The organism is Haloarchaeobius pelagicus, assembly GCF_051207375.1.
GTDB lineage: Archaea > Halobacteriota > Halobacteria > Halobacteriales > Natrialbaceae > Haloarchaeobius.
Genome location: NZ_JBPJZD010000001.1, coordinates 1031147 through 1051979, shown reverse-complemented (window position 1 = coordinate 1051979; position 20833 = coordinate 1031147). Strand labels below are relative to the sequence as shown.

Annotated in this window: 21 protein-coding genes and 1 pseudogene; 2 read left to right on the top strand and 20 right to left on the bottom strand. The window is 65.3% G+C overall.

What is annotated here, in order from left to right:
- Positions 1–11: 11 nt before the first annotated feature.
- Positions 12–791 carry a hypothetical protein gene (locus ACSC1S_RS05545; protein ID WP_435363486.1) on the bottom strand — a complete coding sequence of 260 codons (780 nt, stop codon included), beginning with the start codon at positions 789–791 and terminating at the stop codon, positions 12–14.
- Between the two features lie 117 nt (positions 792–908).
- On the opposite strand from ACSC1S_RS05545, the gene ACSC1S_RS05540 reads away from it, so the two are divergent.
- Positions 909–1646, top strand: a complete 738-nt coding sequence (locus ACSC1S_RS05540) for a hypothetical protein (protein WP_435363485.1) — start codon at positions 909–911, stop codon at positions 1644–1646.
- A 113-nt stretch (positions 1647–1759) separates the two neighbouring features.
- Here the strand turns inward: ACSC1S_RS05540 and ACSC1S_RS05535 are convergent, their stop codons facing one another.
- The 7 genes from ACSC1S_RS05535 to ACSC1S_RS05505 all read right to left on the bottom strand — a co-directional run bounded on the left by ACSC1S_RS05535 (position 1760) and on the right by ACSC1S_RS05505 (position 7180).
- Complete coding sequence (locus ACSC1S_RS05535) at positions 1760–2110, bottom strand: hypothetical protein (protein WP_435363484.1); 351 nt, start codon at positions 2108–2110, stop codon at positions 1760–1762.
- A 59-nt stretch (positions 2111–2169) separates the two neighbouring features.
- Positions 2170–2850: an ABC transporter permease subunit gene (locus ACSC1S_RS05530; protein ID WP_435363483.1), complete on the bottom strand. Its 681-nt coding sequence runs from the start codon at positions 2848–2850 to the stop codon at positions 2170–2172.
- Positions 2832–3023 (bottom strand): hypothetical protein, encoded by a 192-nt coding sequence (locus ACSC1S_RS05525; RefSeq protein ID WP_435363482.1) that lies wholly within the window; start codon positions 3021–3023, stop codon positions 2832–2834. The genes ACSC1S_RS05530 and ACSC1S_RS05525 overlap by 19 nt, the downstream gene beginning before the upstream one ends.
- Positions 3020–3931, bottom strand: coding sequence for an ABC transporter ATP-binding protein (locus tag ACSC1S_RS05520; RefSeq protein WP_435363481.1), 912 nt, complete (start codon positions 3929–3931; stop codon positions 3020–3022). Before ACSC1S_RS05520 ends, ACSC1S_RS05525 begins: the two co-directional genes overlap by 4 nt.
- Before the next feature lie 180 nt (positions 3932–4111).
- Entirely contained in the window at positions 4112–5812 is a 1701-nt protein-coding gene (locus tag ACSC1S_RS05515) for a methylmalonyl-CoA mutase family protein (RefSeq protein WP_435363480.1), read from the bottom strand.
- A gap of 57 nt (positions 5813–5869) precedes the next feature.
- On the bottom strand, positions 5870–6058 hold the full coding sequence (locus tag ACSC1S_RS05510; protein ID WP_435317897.1) for a hypothetical protein: 189 nt from the start codon (positions 6056–6058) through the stop codon (positions 5870–5872).
- 63 nt (positions 6059–6121) lie between these two features.
- A complete protein-coding gene (locus ACSC1S_RS05505) occupies positions 6122–7180 on the bottom strand; it encodes a PAS domain-containing sensor histidine kinase (RefSeq protein ID WP_435363479.1) in 1059 nt (352 codons plus the stop codon).
- Positions 7181–7308: 128 nt separating this feature from the next.
- Between ACSC1S_RS05505 and tuf the strand changes: the two genes are divergently transcribed.
- Positions 7309–8604, top strand: a complete 1296-nt coding sequence (gene tuf, locus ACSC1S_RS05500; protein WP_435317895.1) for a translation elongation factor EF-1 subunit alpha — start codon at positions 7309–7311, stop codon at positions 8602–8604.
- Positions 8605–8735: 131 nt separating this feature from the next.
- Here the strand turns inward: tuf and ACSC1S_RS05495 are convergent, their stop codons facing one another.
- The 12 genes and pseudogenes from ACSC1S_RS05495 to ACSC1S_RS05440 all read right to left on the bottom strand — a co-directional run bounded on the left by ACSC1S_RS05495 (position 8736) and on the right by ACSC1S_RS05440 (position 20814).
- Complete coding sequence (locus tag ACSC1S_RS05495) at positions 8736–9536, bottom strand: CBS pair associated ParBc domain-containing protein (RefSeq protein ID WP_435363478.1); 801 nt, start codon at positions 9534–9536, stop codon at positions 8736–8738.
- A gap of 40 nt (positions 9537–9576) precedes the next feature.
- Positions 9577–11148, bottom strand: coding sequence for a DHH family phosphoesterase (locus tag ACSC1S_RS05490; RefSeq protein ID WP_435363477.1), 1572 nt, complete (start codon positions 11146–11148; stop codon positions 9577–9579).
- Positions 11149–11206: 58 nt separating this feature from the next.
- Positions 11207–12739, bottom strand: a complete 1533-nt coding sequence (locus ACSC1S_RS05485; protein WP_435363476.1) for an NADH-quinone oxidoreductase subunit N — start codon at positions 12737–12739, stop codon at positions 11207–11209.
- Positions 12739–14298, bottom strand: a complete 1560-nt coding sequence (locus ACSC1S_RS05480) for a complex I subunit 4 family protein (RefSeq protein WP_435363475.1) — start codon at positions 14296–14298, stop codon at positions 12739–12741. The genes ACSC1S_RS05485 and ACSC1S_RS05480 overlap by 1 nt, the downstream gene beginning before the upstream one ends.
- Positions 14295–16358, bottom strand: coding sequence for an NADH-quinone oxidoreductase subunit L (nuoL, locus tag ACSC1S_RS05475; RefSeq protein WP_435363474.1), 2064 nt, complete (start codon positions 16356–16358; stop codon positions 14295–14297). The genes ACSC1S_RS05480 and nuoL overlap by 4 nt, the downstream gene beginning before the upstream one ends.
- A gap of 2 nt (positions 16359–16360) precedes the next feature.
- A complete protein-coding gene (nuoK, locus tag ACSC1S_RS05470; RefSeq protein WP_435363473.1) occupies positions 16361–16666 on the bottom strand; it encodes an NADH-quinone oxidoreductase subunit NuoK in 306 nt (101 codons plus the stop codon).
- Positions 16666–17028: a hypothetical protein gene (locus tag ACSC1S_RS05465; protein WP_435364589.1), complete on the bottom strand. Its 363-nt coding sequence runs from the start codon at positions 17026–17028 to the stop codon at positions 16666–16668. Before ACSC1S_RS05465 ends, nuoK begins: the two co-directional genes overlap by 1 nt.
- A gap of 138 nt (positions 17029–17166) precedes the next feature.
- Positions 17167–17298: pseudogene (locus tag ACSC1S_RS05460) on the bottom strand (proton-conducting membrane transporter); the annotation flags it as partial.
- The gene (locus ACSC1S_RS05455; RefSeq protein ID WP_261650828.1) at positions 17295–17564 is read right to left on the bottom strand and encodes an NADH-quinone oxidoreductase subunit J; all 270 of its coding nucleotides are present in this window, start codon (positions 17562–17564) and stop codon (positions 17295–17297) included. The gene ACSC1S_RS05455 and the pseudogene ACSC1S_RS05460, both read right to left, overlap by 4 nt.
- A gap of 54 nt (positions 17565–17618) precedes the next feature.
- Entirely contained in the window at positions 17619–18080 is a 462-nt protein-coding gene (locus ACSC1S_RS05450) for a NuoI/complex I 23 kDa subunit family protein (protein WP_435317888.1), read from the bottom strand.
- On the bottom strand, positions 18077–19144 hold the full coding sequence (locus ACSC1S_RS05445; protein WP_435363472.1) for a complex I subunit 1/NuoH family protein: 1068 nt from the start codon (positions 19142–19144) through the stop codon (positions 18077–18079). The genes ACSC1S_RS05450 and ACSC1S_RS05445 overlap by 4 nt, the downstream gene beginning before the upstream one ends.
- Positions 19144–20814, bottom strand: coding sequence for an NADH-quinone oxidoreductase subunit D (locus ACSC1S_RS05440; protein WP_435317886.1), 1671 nt, complete (start codon positions 20812–20814; stop codon positions 19144–19146). The genes ACSC1S_RS05445 and ACSC1S_RS05440 overlap by 1 nt, the downstream gene beginning before the upstream one ends.
- Positions 20815–20833: the final 19 nt, after the last annotated feature.

Sequence of the window (20833 nt, the reverse complement as noted above, 5' to 3'; positions counted from 1 at the left end):
GGGTTTGCTGGCTACTCGCCGAACACCACGTCGACGATCTCCACACCGGTCACCGTGGGCTCGCCATCCGGGGTCCGGCCCCAGGTGAGCCGCGGGACGACCGCGTACTCCTCCGCGCCGTCTTGCAGTCGGAGCAGTCCCGTCCCGCCGGTCGCGACGGTCTCGGTGATGGTCTTCCGGTCGCCTTGCGCGAAGCGGTTCATCCCGTCAGTGCCCTTGCCCTGCCGGATGGTGACGACCTCGACGTCGAGGCCATCGGCACTCGTCGCGAGGTTCACGCGGAGTGGCACCTGATGTTCGGGGTCGTCCGGGAGGTCGGCGAAGGTGAGGACCGCGTCCTCCGCGTCCGAGAGCCGGTCGATCTCGTCGCCCAGTCCGCCCGTGACCTGTTCGACGTGGCGCATCGCGGTCTCGACGCCAGAGAGCGACTCCTGGACCGAGGACTCTATCTGTGCCCGGAGTCGCTCCTGGAACTCGGGGTCGAACGGGTTCACGTCGCCGAAGTCGTCGTGACCAGGGCCGAACTCGTCGTGTGCCCGGTCGTCGCTCTCGCGGCCTGCCCGTCCCCGGCCCCGTCGCCGGTGGTGCCGGCGGGGGTCGTGAGGTGCCGGTGGGGTTGGCGGTCGCCGCAAGGTTGTGTGAGTCTCATGTGAGTCACTTGGGCCTCGGCCGTCCTGGTCCAGGCCGCGCCGCAGGGTCTCCTCCCACGACAGGTCGAGCGCCTCTTTCCGACGCTTCATACGCTCGAACACCTCGTCGTCGTCTATCGTGATGCGAATCTCTCGGCTCATCGCGTCAAGCTACTCCCTCTGCAGGCATAAGTTTGTCTGCTAGCACTCACAAGACACTCACTGTCGACTCACATTCTAGGATAGATTGAAGAGGTCCGGCGCGAATCAGCTAGACGCATGTCCACGAAGACACCCACCAGCATCGACCGCGACACGGTCGTCGTCACGAAGCCGGCCCACTACGACGCCGTCACCTGCACCCGGTTCGAGGCCCGCGCGCCGGTCTCCATCGCCGCAGCGCTCGACGCGGCCGAGGTCGACATCGCCGGCCCGGTCAGCGTCGACGGCCCCGTCAACGCCGACACTGTCTCCTGTTCCGGTACGCTCGGCGTCACCGGTCCCCTGCACACGGACACGCTCACCGTGACCGGCAGTATCGGCGTCGACGGCCCCACCTCGGCCGGCCGCGTCTCCATCGAGGGGGCGGGTCAGTTCGCCGACCTTGCTACCGACGAACTGTCGGTCCACGGCGCGCTGGAAGGCGTCGAGATTTCTGCCGACACCGTCGAGGTCCACGGGGCTATCGACTGCCGACGCATCGCCGCCGACGTCGTCGAGATTCGGGGCGGTATCGAGTGTGACCGCCTCGCGGCCGACGAGGTCACGCTGTCGCTCGCCAGCGAGTCAGCCGTCGAAGCCATCGAGGCAGACCACGTCACCATCACGCGCCGGGAGCAAGACGGCTTCCTCGTCGCGGACCGCGTGGTCGGCGAGCGCATCGAGGTCGAACACGCCGACGTCGAGACCGTCGAGGGCGACGTGGTGACGGTCGGGCCGGGAGCACGGATCGGAACCCTCCGGGCTGCCCGGTACGACATCGACGAGGACGCGACTGTGGGCGAAATCGTCGAGTAGCGGTCTCCGCAGCTGCTTCGAGGATGGCTCTACGCTCCAACCGGCTGCTCGAGCACCAGTTCGCCACACGAGATACACTCGAGCCATCGGTTCGGAAGCGTGCCCGGAGACGGTCAGACCAGCGAAGGGTACCGGTTCGTACACCGGACGTCGGTGAGGGCAGACTGCGCCTCGTCTGGTACCTGCACGGTCGCGCTGAACCTTGTTCGCTCACCGGGGGAGAGGACGGTAGACGTGGTCCCCCGGCGCGTAACGAGCTCGCCTTCGTGATTCGGCCGGGAGTAGAACTTCACGGTGAACCGGGCGTCGCACGACTGCATCCCGCCGTTCGTGACGGTCACCGCGAAGGTGGCTTCGCCGTCGAGTTCAGCCGGCGGTTCGATGTCGTCTATCTGGAGGTGTGGACTGACCACCGCGATGTACGAGACGACGCCGACGGCGAGGAGGATACCTACTGCCGCCACGGCCGCACCGAGGAGCCGTCGGTCGCGAGTCTCGGAGCGTGAATCTAACCCGACCATCGTCATCCCAGATCGGACCGACCGAACCGCCAGTATCCGACGACGAGCGGTACGACCGCCCACGAGACCAGCATGGCCACCCCGAAGAGGTTCGGCGCGTGCTGGAGCGTTCCGGTGAACCCGGGGTCGAAGAGGAACGGGACGTAGATCCGTGCGCCCTCGTAGGCCTCGACCGGGTTGAGCCGCTGCACGTACAGATACCACGATGGCCCCTCGGCGAGCGCGATCGGCTCTAACCCGCTCGTGTCCGGGCTCCCGGTGAACAACATCGCAAAGAGCGGGAGCACCAGCGCCTGCCAGAATATCGCGAACATCGTGTACAGGCCGAAGACGATGGCCATCGCACGGAACCGGGTGGACGCACCGGCAGAGACACCGACCGCCAGCCCGGCCCACGAGAACCCGTAGAGGAACACGAGAGCAACGATTGCCAGGGACTGTGGTCCAGCGAGTCCCTCGAACTGCGTGAGGAGGACCACGGCGAGGCCGACCATCGCGACGAAGAGTGCGACACCGACGACCGCGACACGCCCCAGGAACTTGCCGAGGACGACGTCTCGACGCGTCGTCGGCATCCCGAGCAGGATGCGGAGACTCCCGGATTCACGCTCTCCCACGACAGCCTTGTAGCCCGCGATGAGGCCGACGATGGGGACCACGTTCTTCAGGTTGAGCGCGAGCACTCGAACCGCCCGTTCGCCCGAGACGGCATCGGAGAGAGAGAGAGGAGACGCAGGGTCTGCGACGCCGAGACGACGAGAAGTACGGCGACGAGTCCCCAGAGCAGTCGCGAGCGAACCGCATCCGCGAAGTCTTTCTTCGAGATCGAGACCGTGCTGGTGGTCCACGAACTCATGCGTCGACCACCTGGGTGGTGTACTCGGCGAACAGGTCAGCCAGTGACGCCTCCTCCACGGAGATGTCGGTGACCGACACGCCCGCGGCTTCGACCGTGGCGATGACGGACGACTTCACGCCGGGGTCCGTACATGTGACCCGTACCTCACCGTCGCCAACGGTCACCGCCGAAACACCGTCGATTTCCTCCAGACCGTGGTCCGTCGGGTTCTCGTCGACCGACAACACGACGGTGGACCCACCACCCGTCGCCTCGCGGAGTCCCGCTATCGTGTCGACGGTGACGAGCGACCCGTTCCTCATGATGCCGACCCGGTCACAGATGGCTTCGACCTGCTCTAACACATGGCTGGAGAAGAAGACGGTCGCACCGCGGTCGACCTCCTCCATCACTATCTCGCGCATCTCCTGTGCGCCGTTCGGATCGAGTCCGGACGATGGTTCGTCGAGTATCAACAGGTCGGGTCGACCGACGAGCGCCATGCCGAGCGCGAGACGCTGCCGCATCCCCTTCGAGAAACCGCCAACGGCCCGGTCGGCGTCCCCGCTCAACCCCACGCGTTCGAGGATGTCGGCGGGGTCGCACGCTGCATCCTTCATCTCGACGGTGAACTCGAGGTGCTTCCTCGCGGTGAGTCGGTCGTAGAGGTCGTAGCCCTCCGGAACGATGCCGACGTGTTTTCGGACGGAGCGCGACTCGCTCTGTGGGTCGAGACCGAAGATAGAGACCGTCCCTCGCGTCGGTCGAACGAAATCCAGGAGCATGTTGATGGTCGTCGATTTCCCGGACCCGTTCGGACCGAGGAAGCCGAATATCTCGCCCTCCTCCACCGTCAACGAAAGACTGTCGACGGCTGTCACCCCGTTGTATTCTTTCGTCAGTCCTCGCGTTTCTATCGCGGTCATCTCTGCTGCGAGAATTATCCAGAACGTGATTTATTGGTTTCGGACTATTCCCCTAACCTCGGAAAATAAGGGTTTTGTGGACCAAAGCCGCCAAGACCATCATTTACAGAAACCACCGCGTAAGAGACAGATTATTTTGCCCACCACCGTTGACGCGCCCGGAAAGAAAAGAAACCCGGTTCAGGCCAGCCCGATCTGCTCGGAGTACGCGCCGTACTCCGCCTCGAACACCTTCATGATCTCGCCCATCGTCGCGTACTCCTTGACCGCGTCGACGATGTACGGCATGACGTTCTCGTCGTTCTCGATAGCGTCTTGCAGGTCGTCGAGGCGGGTCTGGACGGCGTCGTCGTCACGCTCTTCTTTGACCCGGGCGAGCCGGTCGAGTTGCTTCTGCTGGGTCTCCTCGTCGACCTTGAGGATCTCCGGTTCGGTGTCCTCCGAGATGGTGTACTTGTTCACGCCGACGACGATCTCCTCGTCGCTCTCGACGCGCTCCTGGTACTCGTAGGAGGCCTCCTGTATCTCGCGCAGGAAGTAGCCCTGGTCGATGCCCTCGAGGACGCCGTCGCGGACCGACCCCTCGCCCATCTCCCTGATGTGCTCGATGTACTCCATCGCCTGCTGTTCGACCTGGTCGGTGAGGGCCTCGACGGCGAAGCTCCCGCCGAGCGGGTCGACGATGTCGGCCGCGCCGGACTCCTCGGCGATGATCTGCTGGGTGCGCAGGGCGACCCGCACTGCGCGCTCGGAAGGCAGTGCGAGCGCCTCGTCGAAGGAGTTGGTGTGCAGTGACTGGGTGCCGCCGAAGACGCCCGCGAGCGCCTGGATGGTCACCCGGACCACGTTGTTCAGCGGCTGCTGGGCGGTGAGCGACTGGCCGGCGGTCTGGGTGTGGAACTTCAGGCGCTTGGACTCGGGCTTCTCTGCGCCGTACCACTCGTCCATGACGCGGGCGTAGATGCGCCGGGCGGCGCGGAACTTCGCGACCTCCTCGAAGATGGAGTTGTGGGAGTTGAAGAAGAAGGAGAGCCGGGGCGCGAAGTCGTCCACGTCGAGGCCGCGGTCCATGGCGTCCTCCACGTAGGCGAACCCGTCGGCGAGGGTGAACGCGAGTTCCTGGACCGCGGTCGAGCCGGCCTCGCGGATGTGGTACCCCGACACCGAGATGGGGTGGATGCGCGGGGTCTCCTCGGTGGCGAACTCGACGGTGTCGGTGACGACGTCGAGGCTCGGCTCCGGTGGGATGACCCACTCCTTCTGCGCGATGAACTCCTTCAGCATGTCGTTCTGCATGGTCCCGCTGATCTGGTCGCGCGGGACGCCGCGCTGGTCGGCGAGGGCGACGTACATGGCGAAGATGACGGGGGCGGACGGGTTGATGGTGAACGAGGTCGAGACCTCGCCGAGGTCGATCCCGTCGAACAGTATCTCCATGTCCCGGAGCGTGTCGACCGCGACGCCCTCCTTGCCGACCTCACCGTCGGAGAGGGGGTCGTCGGAGTCCTTGCCCATCAGGCTGGGCATGTCGAACGCGGTCGACAGGCCGGTCTGGCCCTCGTCGATGAGGTAGTGGAAGCGCTCGTTCGTCTCCTCGGCGGTGCCGAAGCCGGCGAACTGGCGCATCGTCCAGGTGCGACCGCGGTACATCGTCGGGTACGGCCCCCGGGTGTACGGTGACTCGCCGGGGAACCCGAGGTCCTCGTCGTAGTCAAGGTCCGCGACGTCGTCGGGCGTGTAGACCCGGTCGACGTCCATGTTCGAGATGGTCGCGAACCGATCCTTTCGCTCCCCGAACCGGTCCAGTACCGGCTCCAGTGTCTCCTCCTCCCAGTCCTCGCGCGACGCTCGAATGTCCGCGAGTTCGTCCTCGTCGTACATGGCCGTAATTTTTGCCAGCCAGGGCAAAAGCGTTCGGTTGCCTGCGGTTCGATTCCGCTACCGCGTCGTGCGACGATGGTGCATGGCTGCGATTCCCGCGGCCACGACCGCCGAAAGCAGAGAGACCATCACCGGAGTACTCGACTGGCCCGTCGGCGCGACGACGACGATGAGCAGCCCCATCGCCAGCAGTGCCGTGGTCACGCCGACCGTCGTCAATACCGTCGCTCGTGTCTCCGCATCCATACGAACGGCTGACGGTTCGCCTCGACAAGTAGTCGACCGTTAGTACGATGAAACGTTCCCGGGTTACGGGTCCGCGATGGGAAACTCGACCACGAACACGGTGCCACGAGGCTCGTTGTCCTCGATGCGAACCGTCCCGTCGTAGCCATGGACGAGTCTGTCCACGAGGTAGAGGCCGATACCGGTGCCGGGGCTGTCGACGCCGTGCTCCCCGCGCCCGAAGACGAGTTCCTTCCGGGAGTCCGGGATGCCCGGACCGTCGTCCGCGACCCGGACCGTCGCGACATCCTCATCGCAGGTGAGGGAGACCTCGACGGTCGGGTGGGCGTCGTCGTTGTGGATGACCGCGTTACTGATCAGGTTCCCGAACACCGACGACACCATCTCGTTCGCGCGGATGGGCGCGGAAGACGCGTCAGAGGTGTACGAGATGGTCGCCTGGGGGAACTTCGTCCGGGCCTTGACGGCCTGACTCTGGACCACGGTCGCCAGGTCGAATGGTTTGCTCGGCACCGACTCCCCGGCTGTGAGTGCTTCCGCAAGGTCTCTCACCGCTTTCGTGAGTTCCACCGTGTGTTCGACGGCCTCCTCGATGTGGGACAGGTAGGTGCGGGCCTGCCCGTCGTCGACGTAGTGTTCGAGTTCGACGGCCCACCCGAGCACGACGTTCATGTCGTTCCGGATGTCGTGACGCAACACCCGGTTCAACACCTCCAGCTGCTCGGAGAGTTCCGTTGCCACACGCTCGCGTTCTTTGAGTTCGGTGAGGTTCCGGACGACGACGATGACCCATCCCTCGTGCGTGCTGAACCGGCCGTCGGCCGGGACCGTCCCCTCGCCGTCGATGACCAGTTCGAACTCCAGCCGCTCCGTCTTCGAGGACCCGGCTTCGACCCGGTCGTACGCGGCCGTCATCGGCTCGGCGTCGCCAGGCCGGACGTACGTCCTGACCAGGTCGTCGAAGGTCCAGCCCAGCAACTCTGTGCGACCCAGTCCGCTCACCTCTCCGACCCGTGCGTTCGCGTCGACGAGCACCCGGTCCTCGTCGAACACGTAGATGGCGTCCTCGAGAGAGTCGTGGAAGCCGGAGAGGAGCCGTCCGTCGTCGTGTCTCTCACCCATGGTCCATCTCTACAGACGGAGCCCTAAGGCCTTCTGCCCATGACCCACACCGCGAAAGGCAGATTATCCTCACGAACGAATATTATAGAAGGTGCGTTACCCGAGCGGTAGCGAACCGGTGAGACTTCATGGCAGAAAAACTCCACCAGAACCTGGCCATCATCGGACACGTCGACCACGGCAAGAGCACGCTCGTCGGTCGGCTCCTGTTCGAGACAGGCAACGTCCCCGAACACATCATCGAGCAGTACCGCGAAGAGGCCGAATCCCGGGGCAAGGGCGGCTGGGAGTTCGCGTACGTGATGGACAACCTCGCGGAAGAACGCGACCGCGGGCTGACCATCGACATCGCCCACAAGCGCTTCGACACGGACAAGTACTTCTTCACCATCGTCGACACGCCCGGTCACCGCGACTTCGTGAAGAACATGATCACGGGCGCGTCCCAGGCGGACAACGCCGTCCTGGTCGTCGCGGCCGACGACGGCGTGGCCCCTCAGACCCGCGAGCACGTGTTCCTCGCGCGCACGCTCGGCATCGGCGAGCTCATCATCGGCATCAACAAGATGGACATGGTCGACTACGACGAGGCGCGCTACACCGAGGTCAAAGACGACGTGATGAAGCTCCTCAAGCAGGTGAACTTCCGCTCGGACGACGCGACGTTCATCCCCATCTCGGCGTTCGAGGGCGACAACGTCGCCGAACACTCCGAGCACACCCCGTGGTACTCCGGCCCGACCCTCCTCGAGGCCATCGACGACCTGCCAGAGCCCGAGATGCCGACCGAGGCCCCGCTCCGGCTCCCCATCCAGGACGTCTACACCATCTCCGGCATCGGGACCGTTCCCGTCGGTCGCATCGAGACCGGCACCCTCGAACCCGGGATGTCCGTCACGTTCATGCCCTCAGGGTCGACCGGTGAGGTGACCTCCATCGAGATGCACCACGAGGAGGTGTCGAAGGCGGTCCCCGGTGACAACGTCGGGTTCAACGTCCGCGGTGTCGGGAAGGACGACATCAAGCGCGGTGACGTCTGCGGTCCCGCCGACGACCCGCCGACCGTCGCCGAAACCTTCCAGGCACAGGTCATCGTCATGCAACACCCCTCGGTCATCACGGCCGGGTACACGCCGGTCCTGCACGCTCACACCGCACAGGTCGCGTGCACCTTCGAATCCATCGACAAGAAGATAGACGCCAAGACGGGCGAGGTCGTCGAGGAGAACCCCGACTACATCGAAGCCGGTGACGCCGCCATCGTCACCCTGCGCCCACAGAAACCGCTGGTCATCGAGAGTGCGGCCGAACTCCCCGAGATCGGGAGCTTCGCGTTACGTGACTCCGGGCAAACCATCGCCGCCGGGAAGGTCCTCGAGGTGACGCCGAAGGTCAGCGCCAAGGACAAGAAGAAAGCCGCGTGAGCCGGCCCCTGTCCGAGATTTTTTATCCGGGGCCGCGGCCAGAGCGCGCATGCCCTGACCGCCCGCCACGAGTCGTCCCGCGGTTGCGTAGTGCAGCGACTCGTTCCCGGCCGTGTACTACCTGCTCGCCCCTACTGCAGTCGTTTCGTCGTCTCTACGAGCGGATGCCGTGCGTAATCGACCACGTTCACGTCCTTGAGCGAGCGCAGTCCCTCGCGCTCGGCCGTCTTCGCCATCCCCAGCTCGATGGGCTCCTCGATGACGATGACGTAGGCGTCCATCTCCTCGATGCCGATGCGGTCAGCCGCCATGACCCGGTGGTGGCCGTCCGCCAGCAACAGCGTCCCGCCGTTGTCGATGACGACCAGCGGCTCGGCCAGCCCGCGCTCTAGCTCGTAGCGCCGGCCCTCCAGCTCGTCGGCGTACACCTTCTTCTGGGTCGGGATGAGGTCGCGCAGCGCCACCTCGCGACGCTCCTGTGCGAGCTTGATGCCGTGGATGCTCTCCAGGGTCCGCCGGAGCTTCCCGACCTTCTCCGGGGTCGCGCGTTCGATCTGGCTGCGGATGACGTCCGCGTTCGAGATGATGCCGACCAGGTTCCCCGCATCGTCGACGACCGGGAGCTTCTGGATACCCGAGCGCAGGATGACCCGCGCCGCATCGGTCACCTTCATGTCCGGGTGGGCCACGATGAGGTCCGTCGTCATCACCTTGAAGATTGGCTCGTCGTCCGCCGACAGCAACAGGTCTCGCGCGCTCACGAACCCCTCGACACGGCGTCGGTCGCACACCGGGAAGCCGCTGTGTTCTTCGCTCTCTGCGATGCGCGTTGCGACCTCGCGCACCGTCGCGTCAGGCGAGACGGTCACCACGTCCTGTGTCATGTACTCCTTCACTCGTGGCTTCCCGTGGTCGCTCGACTCGTCGTCCATGTACCACAGAACTGGCGCGGGCGGGAAAAGCCCTTCTGCGTCACTCGTCGGCAACGGTGAGGCCGTCGTCCAGTGTCGGGTCCTCGTCACTGTCCGACCCGCTCGAGGGGAGCAACAACGGGAGTTCACTGCCCCCGTCGAACGTGAACTCCAGCTCCCCGCTCCGGTCGGGGTCGTCGTCGTAGCGCGTTCGGCGAACCGAGGCCGGCAGTTGCTCGGTCGCCTCGAAGAACCGTTCTTCGATGACCTCCTGTATCGCCTCGTCGCGCTCCTCGTCGCTTTCGAACTCCCCGAACGCGTCCGTGATGGGTATCTGTGCGCCCGCCATGTCGGCGTGCCCGCCGGCACTGCCGATCTGGTCGAACGCCGAGCGGAGCGTCTCCCCGAGGTCGATGTCGGTGCCCTGTGCCCGCGCGGAGATGTAAACCATCCCCTCCATGAACCCGTAGACGAGCGTCGTGGTGATGCCGTCCATCGTCAGGAGCTTGTCCGCCGCCTGCGGGAGCGCGTCGCGGTCGTTGATCCGCCCTGCACCGGTTACGAGGACCGAGCCGCGGACCTGCCGGTTCTCGATGGCGCGCGCCATCGTGTCGAGCGTATCCCCGCTGATGCTCGGTGCCTCGATTCGCTCTAACACCACGTCGTCGACGTGCGGGAGGAGCGTCGCCGCCGCCTCGAAGTCGAGCGTCGATACCTCCCGGGAGAACTCCTGGGTGTCTATCTGGATGCCGTACAGCAGTGCCGTCGCGACCGTCGAGTCGAGTGACACCCCGAACCGATGGAAGTGGTCGGTGAGCAACGTACTCGTCGAGCCCACGTCGTACCGGAGGTCCTGGTACGTCCCCTGTATCGGACCGCGGGGCGGGTGATGGTCGACGACGATGTCGACGTGAAGCTCCTCGGGCAACTGGTCGTTCACTCCCGGCCGGGAGTGGTCGACCAGGGCGAAGCCCCCGAACTCGCCGAGTTCGTCGTCTCGCTCGAGGTTCCGCAGGTCGAGGTCCAGCAGGTTCACCATCGCCCGGTTCTGCTGGTGGGATATCTCACCGAAGTAACAGGCTTCCGCCGGTGTGCCGACCGCTTTCGCGAGCCGTGTCAGGGCGACCGCACTCGCGATGGCGTCCGGGTCCGGGTTGTCGTGCATCACGACCGCGAGCGTCCCGTCGATATCTTCGAGGACGCGCCGAAGTTCGAGTGAATCCTCGGCGCGCTCCCCGGCGACCCGGTCGACCACGACGGCCGCGAACGCCGTCTCCGGGTCGATGAGTCGGTCCGCTATCGCCGCCAGGTCGGCGTCCTCCGCAGGTGTCGCGCCGACACCAGCGTAGGCGACGAGCAACGCGTCGGTGAATCGTGTTCTGGCGGCACGGGCGATAGCCCGGTTCTGTGCTGGCTCGTCGCTGGCGACCACGACGACGTCGACATCGCCCAGATCGACCAGTACGTCCGGGTCGGTCGGGTCCGCGTTGAGCGCGTCGACGCCCTCTTCGCGGAGCGCCTCGACGCGGCTCTGTCGTTCACAGACCACACGCTGGATGCCGTACCAGTCCGACAGCTTCTCGGCGAGGCGCTGCCCGACCGCACCACACCCCAACACGACCCGGGAGACCATATCCGGCGTTGCCACTCCGAACGGTAAAACCTACCGACCAGAAAGGGAGAATCGGCGTCTACAGCAGCGCGCCAGCGGCGTCGACGGCCACGTCAGAGAGCGGGCCGAAGAAGCCGTACATCACGACCGTGATGACGGCCGCGAACATGACGGCGGTGTAGATGCCGACCGGGCGGCTGCCGATGCTGAGCGGCTTCTTGCTCTCCGGACGGTCGTCGATCCACAGCGCCTTGACGACCCTGCTGTAGTAGAACAGGGAGAGGGCGCTGTTGACCGCACCGAACGCGGCGAGCCACCAGAACCCGCTGTCGACTGCCGCACCGAACAGCAGGTACTTGCTGAGGAAGCCACCGAACGGCGGCAGGCCGGCGAGCGAGAACATGAACACCGTCATCGCGACGGAGGCCAGCGGGGCCTTCCGACCGAGTCCGGTGTAGTCCTCGAACGTCCGACCGACGCCCCAGTACTCGGCGAGCGCGATGAACAGGAACGCGCCCGTGTTCATGAACCCGTAGACGAACAGGTGCATCATGCTGCCGGCGAGGACGAACTGCCCGGCCTCGATCTTGGCAGCGACGCTCGGGCCACCACCGGTCAGCGCGGCGAGTCCGATGAGGACGTAGCCGGCGTGTCCGACGGAGGAGTACGCGAGCATGCGCTTGACGTTCGTCTGGGTCGCAGCGGCGAAGTTACCGAGCGTCATCGTGACGACGGCGAGGATCTGGAAGACGAGCACCCAGTCCGCGCCGAGGACGATGAACTGCCCGGCGGACTCCGAGACCGTCAGGAACGCCTCCGTGAAGACACGGAAGGCGATGACGAAGCCGGCCGCCTTCGAGGCGGACGACAGGAAGCCGCTGATGGGAGCGGGTGCGCCCTCGTATGCCTCCGGTGCCCAGAAGTGGAACGGGACGGAGGCGGTCTTGAAGGCGATACCGCCGATGACCATCACGACACCCATGCCGAGCAGACCCGAGGAGTCGCCACCGATGGCTGCCTGCACGTCCGAGAGGAGCAGGGAGCCGGTGGAGGCGTACACCAGGCTGATACCGTACGCGAAGACGGCACTCGACAGTGCGCCGATGAGGAAGTACTTCAGACCCGCCTCGACGCTGCCCTTGTTCTTCTTGAGGAACGCGACGAGCGCGTACGAGGGCAGCGAGGCGAGTTCGAGGCTGACGAACACGGTCGCCAGCGAGTTCGCCGACGCCATGAGCGTCATCCCGGTTGCAGCCAGCAGGACGAGCGCGTAGTACTCGGCCTGGTAGCTGTGGTCCTCGATGTAGTTGTAGCTCGCGAGGCTCACCATGGCGGTGACGCTCGCGACGATGATGGCGAACAGCAGCGCCATCTGGTCGACGACCAGTGCCTCGCCGAGCGGCATCACGGGTGCCGCCGAGAGGTCACCGTAGGTGCCGAGCAGCGCGACCGCGGTGACGAGTGCGGTCAGCGACCCGGCGGTCGAGATGCCGGCGAGCAGGCCGCGGTTCTGTGTTCGCGGGTCGATACTGTCGACGACGAGCAGCAGCAGCGACGTCAGCCCGAGCACGAGCGCCGGGGCGAGCCACTGCAGATCCATATGTCCTGCCATCAGACACCACCTCCACTGACGAGGTCGGCGACCGGGCCAGTCGCGTCCTTGATCATCTCGAAGAAGATGTCAGGGGCGACGCCCAGCGCGATGATCATGATGAGCAGTGCGGCCAGCGGTGCGATGTCGTGCAGCGGTGCCGGGCTGACCTCGTAGTCGGTCTCGAGGCGGAACTCCCCGAACAGCGTGCGCTGCATCGCGAAGAGCAGGTAGCCAGCGACGATGACGATACCGAACATCGCCAGGCCGGTGAACACCTGCGCGCTCACGAGGCCCGAGCCCCAGGTCGCCTGGAACGAGCCCAGGAAGACGTAGAACTCGGCGGCGAAGCCGGACATGAGCGGGAGGCCCATGTAGCCGAACGCACCGGCGATGAGGATGCCGACCGTGTACGGCATCTTGTCGGCCATGCCGGACATGTCGGTCACCATGCGCGTGTGCGTGGTGTTGTAGATAACACCGACGGCCATGAACATCAGGCCCGAGATGAGGCCGTGCGAGATCATCTGGAAGGTCGCGCCACCGACGCCGTACAGCGTGTAGGCGACGAGACCCAGGATGACGTAGCCCATCGAGGACACGGACGAGTAGGCGACGATGCGCTTGAGGTCGCTCTGTGCGAGCGCGAGCATCGCGCCGTAGATGATGGAGACGACCGCGAACGCCGCGATGATGGGCGCGTTGACGGTCGCGACCTCCGGCATCATCGTGAAGTTGAACCGAAGCAGGGCGTACGTCCCCATCTTCAGCAGGACACCTGCCAGGAGCACCGACACCGGGGTCGGTGCCTCGACGTGGGCGTCCGGTAGCCAGGTGTGCACCGGAACGACCGGGACCTTGACTGCGAAGCCGGCGAACATCGCGAAGAACGCGGCGACCTTGAGGGTCTCCACGCTCACGCCGAAGAACGTCTCGGCGGCGGGGTTCGCGTTCAGGCTCGCCTCTGTGACGGCGGGCAGGCCGAACGAGTCGACGCCCAGGCCGAACACGAGCGCGGCGAAGCCGATGAACATCACCAGCGAGGCGACGTTCGTGTAGACGAACATCTTGATGGCCGCGTACTTGCGGCGCGGGCCACCCCAGATACCGATGAGGAAGTACATCGGGACGAGGACGGCCTCCCAGAAGACGAACCAGACGAAGAAGTCGAGCGCCGTGAAGACGCCGAGCAGCCCCGCCTCGAGGAACAGCACCAGTCCGAAGAACTGGGACTGCCGTTCGTCGATGGGTGTCCACGCGCTCACGAGTGCGAGCGTCGTGAGCACGGTGGTGAGGACGATCAGCGGGAGGCTGATACCGTCGACACCGACGAACCACTGGATGTCCGGGAGCGGTCCCAGCGAGAGCCAGGTCTCCTGGCTCTGGAACGCCAGCACACCGTCGTCCAGCAGCGCGTTCTTCTCTCCGTCGAAGTTGGCCCACATGTACAGGCTGCCACCGACCGGCAGCAGACTCCAGGCCGTCGCCAGCTTGGCCGCGTAGCGGTCAGAGCTGGCCATGACGACGAACGATCCGACCAACGTAATCGCGATCAGCGCTTCTATCGTGCCGTTTATCATGCGAACCACCCCCCTGTGATACCGACGATGACGAGCAGGATGACCAGCCCCAGCGAGAGCAGGGCAGCGTAGTTGGTCACCACACCCGTCTGGATCTTCTTCATGCGCGACCCGCCGGTGAGGCTCACACTGGAGACGCCGTTGACGACGCCGTCGATGACGCCCTGGTCGAAGGTGTCAGCCGCTTTCGACAGGGGCAGGGTCACGTTCTCGGCCAGGAAGACCTGGTACTCGTCCTGGTAGTAGTTGTTGTACCAGAGGGTCTTGATGGGGCCGAGCTTGGCCGTGTGTTCGGTCGGGCTGGCACCCCGGTAGAGGGCGACGGCCGCACCGACACCGACCAGCGCGACGGCCAGCGAGATGCCGGCCGCGACGGTCGCCGAGAACGGTGCGTGGCCGTGTCCGAAGTGCGCACCGAAGTCGGCGTACAGCAGTCCTTCTTCACCGGTGTAGTGGTGGGCGGTGAGCGCGTGGAACGGCTCGGCCGCCTTCTCACCGGCGTCGAGGTAGTGGTGGAGTTCCTCGATGCCCAGCGGGACCGCGTTGACGAACCCAGCGACGGTCGCGAGGATACCGAGGACGACGAGCGGGACCTTCACGTTCCAGCGGACGCCGTGGGGGTCGCGGGCCGTGTCGGACCGGGGTTCACCGTGGAAGGTCAGGAAGACCATCCGGAAGGTGTAGAACCCGGTGAACAGCACCGCGAGCATACCCATGCCGTACGCCGCGAGCATGAGGGTGCCCTGGATTCCGGCCGTGTTGGTGGCGTGTTCGAGGGTGATGAACAGCGCCTCGTCCTTCGACCAGAAGCCGGCGAACGGGAAGATACCAGCGAGCGCCAGCGACCCGGCGAGGAACGTCGCGTAGGTCACGGGCATCTTGTCCTTCAGTCCACCCATGTCCCACATGTTCTCGTTGTGGTGCATCGCGATGATGACCGACCCTGCACCGAGGAACAGCAGCGCCTTGAAGAAGGCGTGGGTCATGAGGTGGAAGGTCGCTGCGACGTAGCCACCGCCACCCAGTGCGAGCATCATGTACCCGTACTGCGAGATGGTGGAGTACGCGAGGACCTGCTTGATCTCCTTCTTGACGACGCCCATCGTGGCGGCAAAGAGCGCGGTGAACCCACCGGTGAGCGCGACGATCGCGAGCACCGTCGGGAGCAGCGCGTAGAAGCCGTACATCCGGGCGACGAGGTACACACCCGCGGCGACCATCGTCGCGGCGTGGATGAGTGCGGAGACGGGCGTCGGACCCTCCATTGCGTCCGGCAGCCACGTGTGCAGCGGGAACTGCGCGGACTTACCGATGACGCCACCGAGGACGAGCAGACCGAGGACGGGGAACCACGCTTCCGGGCCCATCCCGAGGAACGTGGTCACTTCGGCCGAGCCACCCTGGAGGGCGGCCGCGGCGAGTTCCGGGAACGACTCCTGGGACTCCGTGCTGACGAACAGGCCGGTCCCGAACGTCGCGATGATGCCGACCACGCCGATGAGGAAGAAGTAGTCACCGAAGCGGGTGACGAGGAACGCCTTCTTCGCGGCCGACGGCGGGCCGTCCTGGCGGAACCAGAAGCCGATGAGCAGGTACGAACACAGGCCGACCAGCTCGAAGAACATGAACGCCATGAGGATGTTGTCCGCCATGACGAACGCGAGCATCGAGAAGGTGAACAGCCCGAGTTCGCTGTAGTAGCGTGGGAGGCCCGTCTCGCCCTCGTCGTTCATGTAGCCGAGGCTGAACATGTGGACGAGGAACGCGATGAGCGAGACGATGACGAGCATCATCGCCGACAGCGGGTCGATGAGCACGCCGAAGTGGAGGTTGATCGCCTCCGTGGGGCCCCACGTGAGGAGCTCGGTGTGGTACGCCGTGCCGCCGTTGACGGTTATCAGCAGCCACAGCGAGAGCACGAGCGAACCGCCGGTGGCCGCCAGGCCACCGATGGCTCCTTTCTTCGGCATGTACTTCCCGAGCGCGAGTGCGACCAGGAACGACGCGAACGGTAGCGCCGCGATCGCGGGCGCGAGGTCGAATGCGAGTTCTCCTGCCATCGTTACCACCTCATCGTCGTGGCGTCGGCCACGTCTATGTCTTCGAAGTTACGATACAGTACGAGGATGATGCCGATACCGATGGCGACCTCCGCCGCGGCCAGCGCCATCCCGAAGAGGGCGAACGTCTGGCCGGTGAGGTTGCCCCAGTACTGGCTGAAGGCGACGAGGTTGAGGTTCGCCGCGTTCAGCATCAGTTCGACCGACATCAGGAACATCAGCGCGTTCCGACGGGTGAGGATGCCGAAGAGGCCAGTACAGAAGATGGCCGCCGACAGGACGAGATAGTACTCGACCGGAATCGCCATCAGTTCTCACCTCCGTCGTCGGTCAGCTCGGTGCCGCCGTCTGCGGCGACGCCAGCAGCGGAGCTGTTGCCGACCGAGTCCTCGTCACCGAGACCCAGGCCGAGCGCCGAGACGATCTCGCCGCCGACCTCACGGCGGGCGAGCATCACGGCACCGACGAGGGCTGCGACGAGCACCAGGTCGATGATCTCGAAGGCGACGAGGAACGACTCCCCGGGCACCGTCGGCTCGGCAGTGCTGCCGAGGCCGAACAGGTGATAGCCGAGGTCGTCCGTGATGCCCTCGCCGACGTCGCTGGTCGCGGCGTAGACGTTCCCGTCACGCGTGAACAGCGACGCCGAGGCGTTCGTCGTATCCGACAGCGTGACGTTCTTCGTCTCGCTGTCACCGTCGACGACGACCGCGTAGGTCGAGCCGCCGGTCTCCTTGATCTGTGCGTACGCGCCACTGTCCGTCTGCTGTGTGGCGATATCGTCGGCCGGGCCGAGCGCCACCGTCGCTTCGTTGAAGCCCTGTTCTTCGCCGGTGATGGGCGCGTTGATGAACACGGCCACCATCACGACGAACAGCGCGACCGCCACCAGTCCGGGAACCAGATGGCTGCCCAGTTTCAGTTTCGGTCGTGTTGTCATGTCTCTACCACCTCCGTCTCGCCTTCGGTTCGCACGAGCATCACGGCGAACGTGATGAGGATGAGGACCCCGCCCACGTAGACGAGTATCTGCATCGCAGCGACGAATTCTGCACCCTCCATCACGTAGAAGACCGCGACGCTGAGCAGGGAGACGCCCAGGAGGAGTGCGGAGTGCCACACGTCCTCGACGAGGACGACGCCCATGCTACTTGCCACCGTGACGATGGCGAAGAGCGCGAAGGCGACGAGTTCTGCGGTTACCATTGTTGTGAGTTCTCCATTCGGTGTCTGTTGAACATTTCGAGACGTTCGTCTCGATTACTGGTAATCGACCTCGCCATCACCCTCGCCGATCCACGCGCCACGGTCTGGCTCACGGGATTCGAGGGGGTCGATGTCCTTGTACCACGGGACCGCGCGGAGCTGGTCCTTGTTGTACACCAGGTCGTCTTTCGTGTCGCCGGTGAACTCGAAGTTCTGCGTGAGCAGAATCGCGTCGACCGGACACACCTCCTCGCACAGCCGGCAGTAGATGCACTGCCCGATGTGGAGGTTGTACTGTTCACCTTGGCGCTGTGCGTCCGTCACGATGTGAATCGTGTCGTTCGGACACACGTTCTCGCACTGGCGACACCAGATGCACCGCTCCTGGCTGAACTTGTGGACACCACGGAACCGCGGAGAGACCTCTGGTGCGGTGTCCGGGTACTCGACCGTGAAGGTCTCGTTGTCCAGTGCGTGTTTCATCGTCGTCGCCATCGATTTGAGCAGTCCGATCATACAATCACCCCGACGAGCAGCGCCGTCAGCAGCAGGTTCGCGAACGAAAGGACGAGCATGCCCTTCCAGCCGATCTCGATCATCTGGTCGATACGCACACGCGGGATCGCGGAGCGGAACCACTGCGTGAGCAGGAACACGCCCCAGATCTTGATGGTGAACCAGACGAAGCCCGGCAGAATCGGTCCGGCCGGGCCGCCGAGGAACAGCGTCGCGGCAATTGCGCCACCGAGGAAGATGTGCAGGAACTCGCCCAGGTACATGAGGACGAAGTAGACCGAGGAGTACTCGGTCTGGTACCCTGCGACGATCTCGGTCGGTGCCTCGGGGATGTCGAACGGGTTACGCCCGACCTCCGCGAGGTTCGCGGCCATGAACAGCACGAACGCGAACGGGTTCACGAACGCGAACCACGACGGGATGTCGATGCCCGCGATGCTGATGAGCGTCGCCTGCTGTGCCTCGACGATGCCGCCCATCCGCAGGGTCTGTGCGAAGAGCACGACCGACGCCGCGGTGATGACGAGCGGAATCTCGTAGGCGATGTTCTGCGCGATGGCGCGCAGGCCACCGAGCAGGGAGTACTTGTTCGAGGAGGCGTAGCCACCCATCGCGATGCCGAGCGTCGCGATAGACGCGACGGCGAACACGTAGGCGAGACCGGAATCGGGGTCCGCGAGCTGGAGATTGATGCCGAAGATGGAGCCCATCGGGATGACCGCGAACCCGAGCATGGCCGACCCGGCCATGATGATGGGTGCGAGGTCGTACGCGGGCCGGTCCGCGTTCTCTGGGATGATGAGTTCCTTCGCCAGCAGACGAACCGCGTCGGCCACGATGATGAGCAGGCCGAACGGCCCGACGCGGTTCACCGCGATGCGGTCCGTGAACGCGGCGGTGATCTTCCGCTTCGCCCACGGCCCGGCGACGCCGGTGTAGGCGAGCATCACGTTGCCGACGATGAACGCCGCGATGAACGATGCGATGAGGTCGCCGAGCACGCCGTAGGGGGCGAGCCCCAGGGCGTTCTCGACGGTCTCCGGGAACAAGACCGCATCTGCCATCAGCGGTCCACCTCCCCGAGAACGATGTCGAGGCTACCGAGCGACGCGACGAGGTCCGGGATGTACTCGCCCTGGGTCATCTCGGGCAGCGTCTGCAGGTTCGAGAAGCACGGGCTCCGGATCTTGAAGCGAGCCGGCTTGTCCGTGCCGTCTGCGCGGATGTAGATGCCGAGTTCACCCTTCGCGCCCTCGACGGCGCGGTAGGTCTCGGTGTCGTCGTCCGGCTTGAGGGTGCGCGGGACGTTGGACTGGATGGTCCGGTCGTCCTCGGGCCACTCCTCGAGCAGGTCGACACACTGTTCGATGATCTTCGCGGACTCCTCGACCTCGCGCATGCGAACGAGGACGCGTGCGTAGTTGTCGCAGCCGTCCTCGGTGACGACGTCCCAGTCGAGCTCGTCGTAGTAGCCGTAGGGGTCGTCACGACGGAGGTCGTAGTCGATGCCCGACCCGCGGGCGACCGGGCCCGTCGCACCGTAGGACTTGGCCGTCTCGGGGTCGAGGTAGCCGGTGTCGACACACCGGAGCTGGAAGATCTCGTTCGACGTAATCATGTCGTGGTACTCCTCCAGCTTGCCCGGGAGCTCCTCGAGGAAGTCCCGGGTCTTCTCGAAGAACTCCTCGCGCGGTTCCGGGAGGTCCCACGCGACACCGCCCAGGCGGAAGTAGTTGAACATCATCCGCTGGCCGGTGAGGTCTTCGAGGATGTTCTGGACGACCTCGCGGTCGCGGAACGCGTACTGGAAGATGGCGGTGAAGTCGCCGTAGACGTCCAGCGCGAACGTCCCGAGCGCGAGCATGTGCGCCGCGATGCGGCACAGCTCGGCGGACATCGTCCGGATGACCTGTGCGTACTCCGGCACCTCGATGTCTGCGAGGTCCTCGGCGGCCCGTGCATAGGCCCACTCGTTGAGGATGCCGGCGGAGACGTAGTCCCACCGGTCCGGGTACGGCATGATCTGGTGACGGTACGTCCCCTGCTGGCACATCTGCTCCTCACAGCGGTGGAGGTAGCCGATGTCCGGCTCCACGTCGGCGACCTGCTCGCCGTCGAGGACGGTCTTCACGTGGAGGACGCCGTGGGTCGCCGGATGGTGCGGACCGATGTTGAGGAACATCGTGTCCGACTCCTCGTGCATGTGGTCCTCCTGCAGCGGGTTGTCCCACTGGCCCAGTGTGACGATCTGGGGCCGGTCCTGGTCGTAGTCCATCCCGAGCGGGTGACCCTGCCACGTCTGGGGCAGGAGGATGCGACGCAGGTCCGGGTGGTTCTCGTAGTCGATGCCGACGAGGTCGTACGCCTCGCGCTCGTGCCAGTCGGCGGTGCGGTAGGCCGCGTTGCCGGACTGGCTGACGGGGTTGTCCTTCGAGGCGGGGACGACGACGCTGACCTCCTGGGTCGGGTCGTCGTACTTCTTCAGGTGGTAGATGGACTCGTAGCGGTCCTCGTACTCCTGGGCCGTCACGCAGGAACAGTGGTCGAAGCCGGCCTCGTCACGCAGGGCGAGGAGCGTCTCCTCGACCTCGTCCGGGCGGACGACGACCGACTGGTCGGCGTTCAGGTGCTCCTCGGTGTCGAGGACCTTGTCGCCGAGCAGGTCGAGGATGGCGTCGCCGTCGACGTCGCCCTCGGCGGTGACCATCCGTTCGCTTGGCTTCTCCAGACTCATGCGAGACACCTCCGGTGTC